Source organism: Cyclobacterium jeungdonense, assembly GCF_010994275.1.
Classification (GTDB): Bacteria; Bacteroidota; Bacteroidia; order Cytophagales; family Cyclobacteriaceae; genus Cyclobacterium; species Cyclobacterium jeungdonense.
Window position 1 is genome coordinate 98,821 of record NZ_WMCD01000002.1, and the last position, 14,996, is coordinate 113,816.

Here is a 14,996-nt window from a genome sequence, read left to right on the forward strand (position 1 = left end):
TCAGGAATTTACTCCTCATCTAGGTAGGGTTCCAGGTAATATTCCTGATACCGCCTTACCATTTCATCTTTTTCGGATGTAAACAGCGATTTGGCAAGTTCAATAACCCCTTCCTCATCTATAAATCCAAACAGGGATTGAAAAGCGGCCAGGCGAACATAATTCAGCGGGTGCTCACGGCCCAGTTCACCCAAGCGATAGATGGCTTCCGAATCGGGTGCTCCCTCCACACTGGCATAATAATCTCCGTAATACCCAATGAAATAATAAAGCGATTCCCCCGAAAGAAGCTCCAATTTTTCGTCCATCCAGGTGGCTTCTTCCACCTGCGCCGTTTGCGTCAGGTAATCTGCCAGAGGTGCTAGTACCCGAATATTTTCTTCAGCCCTGAATCGTTCAAAAATTTCTTTTTTTCTTTCAGCTTCCCCCTCCAACTCCATCATTGCTACCAGTGCCGCACCTGATACCTGATAGGAAGAGTCGTTAACCATTCGGTAAAACAAGGATTGGTATTTTTCAGAATCAAACCCGGCCAGTACTTCCAAGGCTACCGATCTAACGGCATTATTTGAATCATTTTCAACTATATCCAGGATTTTAGTTTCCCATTGTGAAATGAATTCACGATTGTCCGCCATCCGAAGCATCCTTTGAAGGGCTAGTTCGCGCACCACCGCAAAAGAATCATTCAGTGCTTTTTCTACAGCCCTTTCAATCATTGCCTCTCCTTCATAAAGCGAGGTAAGGCTGTCGAGGGCCTCTACCCTTGCCAGGCCAGAGTGCGAAGTAAAAAACTGCTTTTCCAAAAATTCCTTTCCCCGCTGATGCACTTTTTCAGCCAGCAAGGTGTGGTGCTCATCGAATACAACCCATTCCGTCCCAATGCCATTTTCCAATGCAAATTGTTGTGAAGCTTTATCCAGCATAAAGTCTTTTTCTATTCGCTCACCTTCTTTGTACACACTGACTGTGAAAGGAATTTTGTAAAGCGGCCTTTCCGATAGGTCTTGCACCTGCTCCACGGTCAATAGAATGTTGTCTTTCTGGGAAAAATCCCAGCTTACGGCTAACTCAGGATGGCCGGGATTAAAAAACCATTGGTTAAAAAACCAATTCAGGTCCATGCCGGAGACCTTCTCAAATGCCAGCCTCAGCTGGTGAATTTCCACGCTTCCGAACGCATTTTCCTTAAGGTAGTTATGCAGTGCCTGAAAAAAAACGTCATCCCCCAGATACCGCCGCAGCATGTGCAATACCCTTCCTCCTTTGGCATAAGTGTGGCTGTCAAACATGTCTTCGCTGTCTTCATAAAAGTAACGAATCAAGGGTTCCTGTTTTTCATCAGCCTCATCCAAATACTGTTCCAGTGCATTGAAATGATGCATGTCGGCCTGGTCCCTGCCTTCCTTGTGTTCCATCCACAGGTATTCGGAATAGTCTGCAAATCCTTCGTTTAAGGTTAAATTCGCCCAGGATTCGGTGGTGACGTAATTCCCAAACCATTGGTGGAACAATTCATGCGCAATGATATAATCCCACTCACTATCCAGGGCTTCCCTTTCATTCAATTGCAGCCCTTCCATAAAAATCGACAGGGTAGTATTTTCCATCGCCCCGGACACAAAATCCCTAACCACTACCTGATCGTATTTTTGCCACGGAAATGGAATATCCAGGATGTCTGAAAAAAAGCGCATCATTTCAGCCGAATGGGCAAACACTTTTTTGGCGCCTTCCTCAAATTCCGGCTCTACAAAATAGCGAAGGGGTACCCCTGCCACCGTATCTGCCTCAATGACTGCAAATTCACCAACTACCAAGGCAGATAAGTAGGGGGCGTGCGGTAAATCCATTCGCCAATGATCGGTTCGGTATCCATTCTCGTGCTTTTCACTACTTAGTAACCTCCCGTTGCTAAGGCTAGTATACCCATCCGGAACCCGCAGGTAAAAGTCGTGCGTTTGCCGCTCATTGGGATGATCTATGGTCGGATACCACTTGGAGGTGAATTCCGTTTCTCCCTGGGTCCAGATTTGAACGGGTTTGGCAGAATCGGTGCTATCAGGGTTAATGAAATAAAGCCCTTTGGAATCCGAAATAGCAGCCGATGTTTCGGAGGCACCATTTTCTGGAAAAGCCGTGTAGCTGATTTCAATTTGTAAGGTATCCTCCTTGCCTATTTCATGAGGAAGAAATAAGGTCATTTCTTTCTGATCGTAGGTGAAGGGTAGCTGAATTTCCTGTTCTTCATTTTTAAGAACTGTTTTGTGTATTTCAAAATCTTTAGCATCCAATACCAGTACATTCTGCGGATAAAAATAAGGAGTCAGGGTAAGCAAGGCATCCCCGAGAACAGCTTGTCGGCCATAATCGAAGGCCAATCTGAGCTCGGTATGTAACAAGTCAAAGGATCGGGTTGCGCTGTTTTTGTAATTCTGAAGCGCCATTTCTTTTTCCCTGATTAATTCTGCAGATGGTCGATTTTGATTTTGGAAAACGGTATCCGGAGAAAACACCTCCTCAGAAACCCTCTCAACCAGGGTCTGAGAAGTCGGTTTACAGGAAAGAAAGCATAGAAGAGCTCCCAGCAAGGTAAGTACGTGATCAGTTTTGAAATACACGGATATTTTTTTTTAATTTATAAAAAGGGAACAGACTGGAGCATGCCGAGGGCCGGTTTACCATGTCTCCCTTGAAGCCCTGCCCTTTCGTCGAATTAAAATTAGGAAAATGCCGGTACAAAACTAAACAAACAACTAATTATGCTTTAAATACCAAAGTAGCAACTGCAAACTGCGCAGTTTAAGAGCCTAAAAATCCGACGATTCGAAAGAATCAGTACTTGATTTTAAGAGTTTCAGAGAGATTTTCGTCAAGTAATGAGAGGTAAAAAAAACAGACATTAGTCCATTTTTAGGAATAAGATTTAGTATTCTTGAAACAAGGATTTATATTTGTCGGGCTATAATTTAAAAAAAAGTAAGCAAAGTCTGTATTTTAAAGCTTGGCCTGTCATTAAGTGAAAAAAATATTCCAACATAAAATCGAGCATAACGAAAGCGTCACACAGTAGGCTGATTATAAACCATGCGAGATTCCACCCGGACCTTCGGCGCGGGACAAGTTATGGCCGCTAAAAAACAATGATAATCGTATGAAATACAAACGAATTCTCCTGAAGTTAAGTGGAGAAGCCCTAATGGGCGATAACAATTATGGTATAGACTCCAAACGTCTACAGGAATACGCAACAGAAATAAAAAACGTGCATGACCTGGGTGTGGAAATAGCCATCGTCATCGGAGGGGGGAATATCTTCAGAGGCGTTCAAGCTGGAAAAGTAGGAATAGATCGTGTTCAGGGGGATTACATGGGTATGCTGGCCACTTTGATAAACGCCATGGCGCTTCAAAGTTCGCTGGAGCAGAATGGCATGTACACACGCTTGATGTCGGGGATAAAGGTAGAAAGTGTCTGCGAGCCCTTTATCCGAAGAAGAGCGATCCGGCATTTGGAAAAAGGAAGGATTGTCATTTTTGGGGCTGGGATTGGTAATCCTTATTTTACGACGGATTCGACGGCCAGTCTGCGGGCGATTGAAATCGAAGCTGAAGTGGTTCTAAAAGGCACCCGCGTAGACGGTGTCTACACCGCTGATCCGGAAAAAGATAAAAATGCAACCCGATATGCCAACATTACTTTCCAAGAGGTGTACGAAAAAAATCTGAATGTCATGGACATGACGGCCTTTACTCTTTGTCAGGAAAATAACCTGCCAATTATCGTTTTTGACATGAACAAAACGGATAATCTGCTGCACCTGATACAGGGAAATGAAGTAGGAACATTGATTACATCAAACTAATAAAAACCAATGGAAGAGATTCAGTTACTATTAGAGGAAGCGAAATCATTGATGGAAAAAGCGGTTCAGCATACGTCTGCGGAGCTGCTCAAGATCCGGGCAGGTAAAGCCATGCCCAATTTTGTGGATGGAATCATGGTGATGTATTATGGAAACCCTACCCCCATTCAGCAGGTAGCCTCCATCACTACCCCCGATGCCAGAACTCTGGCGATCAAGCCTTGGGAAAAATCCCTGATTCAGGAAGTGGAAAAAGCAATTATCAACTCCGATCTGGGGCTAAATCCTCAGAATAATGGAGAGATGGTTCTGCTAACCATACCGCCTCTCACAGAAGAAAGAAGGAAAAACCTTGTCAAACAAGTTAAAAATGAGTGCGAGAATGGGAAAATCAGTATCCGAACCGTTCGGAAAGACACCAACGACGAACTCAAAAAACTACTGAAGGACGGAGCATCTGAGGATGAAGTAAAGCGTGGCGAAGACACGGTTCAAAAATACACAGATACTTACTCTACTAAAATTGATGACCTTTTTGAAAAGAAGGAAGCGGAAATCATGAAGGTTTAATTCCCATTTTAATCAGGGATGGATATAAAAATAAAGAACAGACAGCTAGAAGCTGACTATTCTTTCCTGTATTAAACCTTACCTTGTAAAGTTAACGAATTTACCGAATAAAAAAAAAACAACCGTTTCTCCGTATTTTCCTGGTTTAAACGAAGGGTTGAGGTATCTTATGCGTGTATTGCGTACACTTATGTCCGGATTGCCAGAATAGCTATCACTTCCTGACGAATTTTTTTCTTACCCAACCAATTGAAATACACGCAAATGGTGACCGCCGGCGTTTTCGGGTAACTACCCTGAATCTGAAGTGGATTCCAGCATTTCTAAAGAATTTTTGATTTTTTTTTGGTGAAAATTAAAGATTTATTGACTTGTCTTTCTTCTAAATATTTCTTGTTTTCATTAATGAATGGTTAGCAAAAATGGCTAATTATTAAATATTTTGTTAAATTAACCCCATTTTTTATGGGTTGTTTACCCGGTAGAATTAACGTCTTTTAACAGCCTATTGCATATGCCAAAAAATACCGTCAATTTTAAAGTGTTATTTTAACAATAACTTCAATAATTATTAACCTAATTAATTAAAGAATGCAAAACTATTTACCCAAAACAAAACTGTTTTTGTTGGGTTTGGCCTTGCTTTTAGCGAGCAGCCTGACAGTACATGCGCAGTCCAGGGAGGTGACGGGAACAGTCATTTCATCGGAGGACGACTTGCCCCTACCGGGGGTTTCTGTATTGGTGAAAGGCACCACCCGTGGTGCTGTGACCGATCTTGACGGAAACTATCAAATATCATTACAATCCGGGGACGAAACGCTGGTATTCTCCTTTGTAGGTTTTGTCAGCCAGGAAGTTGTGGTGGGAAACCAGAGCACCATTGACATTACTCTTGCTCCAGACATGCAATCCCTGAGTGAGGTCGTCGTCGTTGGGTACGGTGAGCAAAAGAAAGAAACCATTACGGGATCTGTTGCTACCGTAGAGGGAGCAGAATTGGTGAAATCGCCAGCTATGAACCTGACGAATTCTATCGCCGGTCGAATGGCGGGAGTAATTGCCGTAAACCGCAGTGGCGAGCCAGGCTATGATGGCGCTGGAATTCGAATCCGGGGGTCAAACACCCTTGGGAATAACGATGCTTTGATTGTAATTGACGGTATCCCTGCCAGAGCAGGTGGTATTGACAGACTTAATCCAAATGACATCGAGACCATCTCCGTATTGAAAGACGCTTCTGCGGCCATTTACGGTGCAAGGGCAGCAAACGGAGTAATACTGGTTACTACCAAAAGAGGGAAAGAAGGTAAGCCTGAATTGACCTACCAATTCAACCAGGGCTTTGCCCAGCCTACCGTTATTCCTGAATTGTCTGATGCTGCTCAGTACGGAGAAATGCTGAATGACCTGAGCGTGTACGAACTTCCTGTCGGTGAATGGAGAGCAGCTACCGACGCCTTTCGTTCTACAGGCACCTACACCCGACCAGACGGCCAGGAAAGGACAGCTCCTTTCAGCCCCGAGGCGTTGGCTTTGCACAGAGCGGGAACAGATCCCTGGAATTACCCCAATACTGATTGGTACGGAGAAACCTTAAAAACATGGTCTCCACAGGTAAGGCATAACCTTCAGTTGAATGGCGGTTCGGAGAATTTGCAGTACATGGCCTCCTTGGGGTACCAAAACCAGGACGCCTATTACAAAAACTCAGCGACTGGTTATAAGCAGTATGACATGCGGATCAACCTGGATGCAAAAATCAGTGAGTATGTTGATTTGCAATTGGGTGTTTTAGCACGACAGGAGTACCGGTTTTTCCCTACCCGTGGTGCAGGAGCTATTTTTAGAATGCAGATGCGAGGAAAACCTCACGAGCCTGCTTTCTGGCCTGACGGCAGACCTGGACCGGACATTGAAAACGGAGAAAATCCTGTGGTAATCACTACAAACGCAACCGGCTATGACCGGGATACCCGAAACTACTTCCAAACCAACGGCGCTTTGAATATCAAAATTCCAGGAGTGGAAGGTTTGAAATTTCAGGGAACTGCGGCAGTGGATAATTTGAGCAGGTTTCAGAAAAGATGGGAAACTCCCTGGATTTTGTATCAGCGAGGCAATGGATTTGAGGAGGATGGAGTCACTCCAGTCCTGGTACCAAGCAAGAGAGGGCCCGCTGAACCCAGGTTAAGGCAAGCCAATATTAATCAGTTGAACATCCTCCTGGGAGGTGTATTTAGCTATGAAAAGGAAATCGGGGACCACGTAATTAATGCACTGGCTGGTGTTAACCAGGAGACTGTAGAAGGGGACGATTTCTTTGCCTATCGAAGGTATTTTATTTCACCAGCCATTGACCAGATGTTCGCCGGTGGCGATGCTGAAAAAGACAATGGTGGTGGCGCTTATGAGCGTGCCCGCCTCAATTACTTTGGCCGTGTTGCTTATAACTATCAGGAGAAATACCTGTTTGAATTCCTTTGGAGATACGATGGTTCCTATATTTTCCCTGAACCTACCCGATTCGGTTTCTTTCCAGGTGTGATGGCCGGATGGGTTATTTCGGAAGAGAATTTCTGGAAAAACAACGTTCCTGTAATGGACTTCTTGAAGGTTAGAGGTTCTTGGGGACAAATGGGTAACGACCAAATCTTCTACGATGGGTCATTACAGGAATATCAGTTTTTGTCCACGTATGGATTTAGAAGTCACATTCTCGGAGATACCGAAGCAAAGACCCTTTTCGAAACCAGAGTACCAAACACAGCCATTACCTGGGAAGTTGCCAACAACTCCAATATTGGACTGGAAGGCCAACTGCTTCAGGGGCAAATATTCTTCGAATTTGATTACTTCTATAACAAACGAACCAACATCCTTTGGAGAAAAAATGCTTCTGTTCCTCAATCAAGTGGACTAGCAGCACTTCTCCCAGCAGAAAATATTGGAGAAGTTGAAAATAAAGGTTTTGATTTCAGATTAGGTTACCGTGGTCAGACAGGAGACTTGTCCTATAGCATCAGTACCAATGGTGGCTATGCTAAAAACAAAATCCTTTTCTGGGACGAGCCTCCGGGAGCACCGGATTGGCAACGATCCACAGGCAAACCCATGAATACGCCAAATCCTGTATACCTTTATGACGGTGTTTTCCCTAACGAAGACGCTATTGAAGCGGAAACATTGGATTATACCGACATTACCAATCAATTACGTCCGGGAGACATGCGCTTCAAGGACTATGATGGTGACGGTGCCATTACGCCTTTGGACAGGGTACGTTTAGATCGAAACAATATCCCAAGACTTCAGGGAGGTGTAAACATGGGTGCCAACTTCAGAAATTGGGACATGTCCGTACTTTTCCAGGGAGCCGCAGGGGCCATCGCGTTGGTTAGTCTGGGAGAATCCGGAAACATTGGTAACTACCTGTTGGAATTTTATGAAAACCGATGGACCATTGATAACGAAAGCACCGAGTATCCAAGAATTGCTAACCGAAGTGATCAATATTACTCCGGTGGAAACGATTTCTGGTACAGAAGTTCCGATTACATTCGTTTGAAAAACCTGGAAATCGGATACACGATTCCTCAGCAAGTTGGAGAAAGATTTGGTCTCAGCAATGTCAGATTTTATGCCAACGGACTGAACCTACTTACTTGGGATAAGTTAAAGGTATACGATCCGGAATCTGATAATGCCACCGGCCAGTACTATCCTCAGGCAAGGGTAATCAATGCAGGTCTGTCCGTTACATTCTAAATCCAAAAACTTTGAATATGATGAAAAATATTAAATATTTAGGGTTGGGTCTCGCCATTTCTTTTCTCAATTTATCTTGTGACGAGGAATTTTTGAACACTCAACCATTAGGAGAAGTATCTGAATCGGCCGTATGGGCAGATGCAGGACTTGCAGAAGCCTTTGTCACCGACCTGTACACCGGTTTGGGACAAGGTGGATTCAGTGAGCAGGCCTTAGCCTCACTTACGGATGAGGCCATCTTCACCCACCCGGGTAGAAATATCACTACGGTTACGGAAGCCCGCTCCAATCCACAAAACCCAGGTTGGCTGGACGGTACCCGAAACTGGCCAAACATGTACAATAGCTTACGGGCAACGAACATTGCAATCGAAAACCTTACAGACCCTCAGTTTCCAAACGACGGGGGCATTGTAGATCGATTGTTGGGAGAGGCCCATTTTATGCGGGCTTATTATCATCATCAATTACTTCGGAATTTCGGAGCGGTACCTATAGCGGACCGTACCTTTACACTGGGTGAGGAAACCTATGCAGTGCCCCGAAATACGTATGAGGAGGTGGTGAATTTCATCGTTGCTGATCTGGACAAGGCCGCGGATCTATTGAGCGAGCACGATCCTGCGCGGGGAAGAGCAAGTGAAATCGCTGCCCTGGCACTTAAATCGAGGGTATTGATCTATGCCGCATCAGACCTGCATGACATGCCCACTGCCTCTGCTAACTCTGACGTAATTGCCGGATACCAAAATAAAGAGTTGATCGGATACACTTCTGGCAGCCAAACCGAAAGATACCAGAAAGCGCTTGATGCGGCTAAGGCTGTATTAGACATGGCAAGTGGGAACATGCTTGATCTGACGGAACCACTCTCTCCGGAAGAAGCCACCCAAACCTATATCAACAATTCCCTTTCCAGAAATGGTGGAGAAAATGAGATGATATTTGGAAGGTATTTCCTATCTCAAAAACCAGAAACTGGCGGTCGTCATGGCTTACACAACGGCCCTAACGGTTACAACAACTGGGCTGGAAATACACCTGTTCAATTGTTGATCGATGACTACCAAATGATGGATGGCAGTGATTTTAACTGGGATAATGAAGAGCATGCCAGCGCACCTTATGAAGATCGCGAGCCCCGATTCTACGCGACTTTCCTATACGAAGGAGCGCCATGGAAGCCACGGTCTCCAGCCAATCAGGCGAGAGACCCTCTGGGACAAATACAAACAGGTACCTATGAGGTCGTAAATGCCCAGGGAGAAAAGGTAACGCATTTCGGATTAGATACCCGAAACAGCCCCATCGAAGATTGGAATGGCAGCTACACCGGTTATTACCTACGTAAATTCATCGAACCAGATCCAAATTTTGTGGATCAGAATACCTGGCAGGAGATACCCTGGCCTCACATCCGCTTCACAGAAGTGGTCTTCAATTATGTGGAAGCCAATATTGCCTTGGGTAACGATGAAGAAGCTAGAAATTGGCTGAACAAAATCCGATTCAGAGCAGGACTGCCGGCAGTCACTGCCTCAGGGGAAGAATTGTGGAATATTTTCATTAACGAAAAACGTAAGGAAATGGTCCACGAGGAACAGCGTTATTACGATGCCAGACGTTGGATGATCGCTCCGGAAACGCAAGGTCGACAGCCTAACGGTATCAGTATCGTGGGTACACTCAAGCCAGGCAAGGAGCTTTCCATCTACCGTTACGATCCGGAATTCTACGATTATTCCTATGAAGTGATCGAGATTGATCCGGGTAAAGAAAACAGGTTATGGCTGGATAAAATGTACTGGATGCCCATTAGTTTTGATGAATCACAACGAAATGAAAACCTCATCCAAAATCCAGGTTATGAAGATTAACTTAATTCTTCAGACTTAATCATTAAAAAGGCGATCGTAGGATCGCCTTTTTTTGTGCCCTTTAAGCTGCCAACTAGTGCCACTGCCACTCCCTACCTGACGACGAGCTATATACCTCGTACAAAATTCCCGGATGCTCCCCAATTCTTGCTATATTTGCATGATTATCAAGTCATCCCTATGTACAATTACTACCTATTTAAAATACAGCTTTTTGGATTAGTCCTTTTTTCATTTTCCTGCCAGGAAAAAGTGGAAAAAACACTTGAAATAAAGCAATTTACCCTCTTAACGAAGGAAATAACCGGGGTAGATTTTGAAAATACCCTCACCGAAGGATTGAACACGAACATCTTGGTGTATGAATATTTTTATAACGGAGGTGGAGTAGCTGTTGGCGACCTGAATGGAGATGGGTTTGATGATGTCTATTTCTCGGGTAATATGGTAGAAAATAGGCTTTACCTAAACCGGGGTAACATGGAGTTTGACGATGTCACACAAATTGCAGGAGTGCAAACACGACCCGGGCCTTGGAAGACGGGGGTGGCATTCGCCGATGTGGACGGAGACGGCCTATTGGATATTTACGTTTGCTACTCCGGAAGCTTACCTCCGGAAAAACGAAAAAATGAATTGTATATCAATCAAGGCGTGAACGAACAGGGAATACCCATTTTTAAAGAAATGGCAGCCCAATTTGGTATCGATAGTGAGGCTACCAGCACACAAGCTAGCTTTTTTGATCTTGACAATGATGGGGATCTGGACCTTTTTCTACTTAATCATAATCCAAAGTCCCTACCTGTACTAGACGAAGCAAGCACTGCCGAAATCCTGAAAAACACCGATCCGGCAGGACCGCAACTTTTCAGAAACGATAGTGGAACTTTTACGGAAATTACCCAAGAAGCGGGTATACAGCAGGTAGCCTTGTCCTACGGACTAGGCGCCGGAATCGCAGATGTAAATGATGATGGGTGGCTCGATATCTACGTCAGTAATGACTATACGGCACCGGACTACCTCTACCTGAATAACGGCGATGGAACCTTTACTGACGTGATTGACGATGCCCTGGGGCATACCTCTCATTTTTCCATGGGCAATGATATTGCAGACATCAATAATGACGGGTATCCTGATATTTTTACACTTGACATGCTGCCGGAAGATAACAAGCGACAAAAATTATTGATGGCACCGGACAATTATGAAAAGTTTGAATACAAGCTGAATGTCGGCTTTCACCATCAGTACATGCGCAACATGCTCCATATCAACCATGGGAATGGCTTGTTCAGTGAAGTGGGGCAGCTCGCAGGGGTTTCCAACACCGATTGGAGCTGGGCTGCCTTATTGGCGGATTTTGACAATGACGGGCAAAAGGACCTTTACGTCACTAACGGGTATTTTCGGGATTACACCAATCAGGATTTTTTGAAATACATGGCCGATTACCTGAAAAACAATCAAAATGGGTTACGGAGAGAAAATATTCTCGAATTGGTGCAAAGCATGCCCTCTTCGGATTTGACAAATTACATTTTTAAGAATGAAGACGGTTTGTTTTTCGAAAAAAAATCGGAAGAATGGGGAATCAATCAACAGACCAATAGCAACGGGGCTGCCTATTCGGATCTGGATAACGACGGAGACCTGGACCTCGTAGTCAACAACATCAACCAGCCTGCTTTTATCTATCAAAACAATTCAGATTCGCTAGCTAAAAACAACCATTTTTTAAAAATTAAACTAACAGGTAACACTGCAAATACCCTCGGTGTTGGTACCAAAGTCACCCTTCATTATCAAAATCAGTTACAAACCCTGGAACAAATGCCTACCAGGGGATACCAGTCCAGCGTCTCTCCTATCCTGCATTTTGGTCTGGGAGAAGTAGCGCAGATTGATTCACTGGTAGTTACCTGGCCCGAAGGTATGTCTGAAAAAATATTCGATATTCAAAGCAATCAAACTATAAGCTTGATGCAGGAAAACGCAGTGGACAGGCTACCGGTTTCTGAAGAATCCCCTGCTCTTTTTGTTAAAATACCCTCTCCAATCGAACACCAGTCTCCTGGTAACACCATCAATGATTTTAAGCGGCAACCGCTCCTGGTCAATCCCATTTCTTTCTCAGGCCCGGTGATGAAACAATCCGATCTAAATGGGGACGGTTTGGATGATCTTTTTGTAGGAGGAGAAAAGGGACAACCTGGAAAAATTTACCTACAACAAGCCAACGGAAGTTTTTGGATAAAAAGTAACCCCGATTTGGATAATGATCGGGATTTCCAGGATACAGATGCACTTTTGGAAGATTTTACAGGCGACGGCCATGCCGACCTTTACGTGGGGAGTGGTGGATACGGTTCCCTGTTACCGAAAGACCCTTTATTACAAGACAGGCTCTATGTAAACGACGGGCAGGGAAATTTCTCCCGGGCAACAGATTTGCTACCGAAAATGCTTACAAGTACCGGTGCCCTCGCCGCACATGATATCAACAATGACGGGCTTCAAGACCTCTTTGTCGGCGGCAGGGTGATACCTGGAAGGTACCCGGAAACCCCGCAAAGCTACCTGCTCCTAAATGAAGGTCAGGGTAAAATGGCAGACAAAACCAAGGACTGGCTTCCGGAACTTTCCAGTCTTGGCCTGGTTACCGACGCGGCCTGGGTAGACCTCAACAGCGACGAAACAACCGAGTTGGTCGTAGTCGGGGAATGGATGCCCATTTCCGTATTTGAAAAGAAAGGGGACAAATTCTTTCGTTCTACTAAAAACTATTTTGAAGATCCGCAGCATGGTTGGTGGAACACGCTGCATGTAACCGATGTGAACGCAGATGGAAAGCCAGATTTGATAGTGGGAAACCATGGGTTAAATAGCCAGGTAAGAGCAAGTGCAGAAGAGCCTGCAGAAATGTATTATAAGGATTTCGATAATAACGGGGCAATGGATCCCATTCTGAGTTTTTACATTGGCGGCGAACCCTATCCATACCTTACCCGGGATGAACTTCTGGATCAGATTTCCATGATGAGAACCCGTTTTACGGATTATGAAAGTTACTCAGAAGCGAAGCTGGAAAATATTTTTTCTGAAACAGAACTTGAAAACGCAGGATACCTCAAGGCCACGACATTGGAAACCAGCCTATTTATTAGCCAGGGTAATCAATTACTTAAAAAAGGCTCTTTACCAGCAGAAGTTCAGTTTTCCCCGGTTTTCTCTATAGAAAGTTCGGACCTTAATAAGGACGGTCACATGGATTTACTACTCGGAGGGAACATTGAGAGGGCCCGATTACGTTTTGGTAAGTACGATGCTAATTATGGAACTGTACTGCTGGGAAACGAGGACGGTGGTTTTAGATACTTACCTCAAAAAAGTGCTGGCTTAGCAATCAAAGGAGATGTAAGAAGTCTGAAAATCTTAAATGGAATCCTTCTTGTTGGCATCAACCAGGGACCGGTAGTTGCCTATCGCTTACAAAATCAGGAAATTGAATTTTAAATGAATCTAAAAGGTAATTCGTTGATAAAAATAAATTTGAACACCCCCTTCATTTTGGGAACCCTGCTGGTTCCCTTGTTTTTGTCCTGCCAATCGACAGGAGAAAAAAAACCTTTGCCAGCCGAAAGTATTGGATGGGTCACTGAAAAAATGACGGATTTAATGGTGCATGACATCACCAACCCTCCCCTTGCGGGGCGATTCTATGCCTATGCCTGTCTGTCAGGCTATGAAGTATTGGCCACAAATAATGAGGAAAACCCTTCATTTTCTGGATTTCTAAATGAACTTGACGCCATTGCTCAACCCGATTGGGAGAGCCCTTCGCTTCCTATGAGCGCTATCTTTGCCATGACTCACACCGCCGGGGCCATGCAACCCTCCGGTACGGAAATGAAAACATTTCAGCAAGCCTTTGCAGACTCCTGCAGCTACTGGGGCTATGATGAGCAGGAAATCTCGAGGGCAAAGGAGTTCGGGGAATTTATCAGCAGCCAAATACTGGAATACGCGAATGCGGACCGATACCGGGAAATTAGTAATTTTCCCCGCTACCAGCCCTCTCCCGGAGAAGGCAAATGGTATCCTACCCCTCCCGGATATTTTGCGCCGGTAGAACCCTACTTTAATACGGTAAGGCCCTTTTTGCTCAGCAGTTCGGATCAATTTAAACCCAAGCCGCCGGTTCCTTTTTCATCTAACCCTGATTCTGAGTTTTATGAGTTAATGCAAGAGGTGTATGAATTGGAAATGAATAAGGAGCAGCGTGAAATAGCTGCATTCTGGGATTGTAATCCGTTTGCCCTGGAGGAGACCGGACACCTTATGGTAGGTGTCAAACAAATTTCTCCGGGAGGACACTGGATGGGAATTACGGATATTGCTTGCCGCAAAGCAGGGCTGGAATTTGAAGAAGCGATGAAAATCAACACCTTAGTCGCTTTAGGATTAATGGACGGATTCATCAGCTGTTGGGACGAAAAATACAGGAGCGATCGCATCCGACCCGAAACTGCCATCCGTAAATACCTGGATCCTTCCTATAAACCCATGTTGCAGACGCCGCCGTTTCCGGAATACCTTAGCGGACATTCCACCATTTCTACCACTTCCGCTGTCATTCTTAGCCATTTCTTTGGCAACCGGTTTCCCTACACGGACACTGTGGAAGAAAAATATGGCTTGGGAACCAGAGATTACGAATCCTTTCTTCAGGCCTCTGAGGAAGCCAGTATTTCTAGGCTTTATGGGGGAATTCACTATATGGATGCCATTACCCGGGGGCAGGATCAGGGGAAAAAAGTTGGGGAATGGATCCTGAAAGAACACGAATCACACCTGAACAAGAACAATGCTCACTTGGCAAATGAATGATTCACTTATCTATCCAT

7 protein-coding genes are annotated in these 14,996 nt (G+C 44.7%); 6 read left to right on the top strand and 1 reads right to left on the bottom strand.

Going from position 1 to position 14,996, the window contains the following annotated elements; translation table 11 throughout:
* Positions 1 to 8 precede the first annotated feature (8 nt).
* Positions 9 to 2,621 carry a M1 family metallopeptidase gene (locus GKS34_RS05580; protein ID WP_240459207.1) on the bottom strand — a complete coding sequence of 871 codons (2,613 nt, stop codon included), beginning with the start codon at positions 2,619 to 2,621 and terminating at the stop codon, positions 9 to 11.
* 533 nt (positions 2,622 to 3,154) lie between these two features.
* Here GKS34_RS05580 and pyrH point away from each other — a divergent pair.
* The 6 genes from pyrH to GKS34_RS05610 all read left to right on the top strand — a co-directional run bounded on the left by pyrH (position 3,155) and on the right by GKS34_RS05610 (position 14,979).
* Positions 3,155 to 3,865: a UMP kinase gene (gene pyrH / locus GKS34_RS05585; protein ID WP_163383826.1), complete on the top strand. Its 711-nt coding sequence runs from the start codon at positions 3,155 to 3,157 to the stop codon at positions 3,863 to 3,865.
* 9 nt (positions 3,866 to 3,874) lie between these two features.
* Entirely contained in the window at positions 3,875 to 4,435 is a 561-nt protein-coding gene (gene frr, locus GKS34_RS05590; RefSeq protein WP_163383827.1) for a ribosome recycling factor, read from the top strand.
* Positions 4,436 to 5,026: 591 nt separating this feature from the next.
* Complete coding sequence (locus GKS34_RS05595) at positions 5,027 to 8,203, top strand: SusC/RagA family TonB-linked outer membrane protein (protein ID WP_163383828.1); 3,177 nt, start codon at positions 5,027 to 5,029, stop codon at positions 8,201 to 8,203.
* Positions 8,204 to 8,223: 20 nt separating this feature from the next.
* The gene (locus tag GKS34_RS05600) at positions 8,224 to 10,083 is read left to right on the top strand and encodes a RagB/SusD family nutrient uptake outer membrane protein (RefSeq protein ID WP_205602032.1); all 1,860 of its coding nucleotides are present in this window, start codon (positions 8,224 to 8,226) and stop codon (positions 10,081 to 10,083) included.
* Positions 10,084 to 10,263: 180 nt separating this feature from the next.
* The gene (locus GKS34_RS05605) at positions 10,264 to 13,605 is read left to right on the top strand and encodes a VCBS repeat-containing protein (protein ID WP_163383830.1); all 3,342 of its coding nucleotides are present in this window, start codon (positions 10,264 to 10,266) and stop codon (positions 13,603 to 13,605) included.
* Positions 13,606 to 14,979 (top strand): phosphatase PAP2 family protein, encoded by a 1,374-nt coding sequence (locus GKS34_RS05610; protein ID WP_163383831.1) that lies wholly within the window; start codon positions 13,606 to 13,608, stop codon positions 14,977 to 14,979.
* Positions 14,980 to 14,996 lie beyond the last annotated feature (17 nt).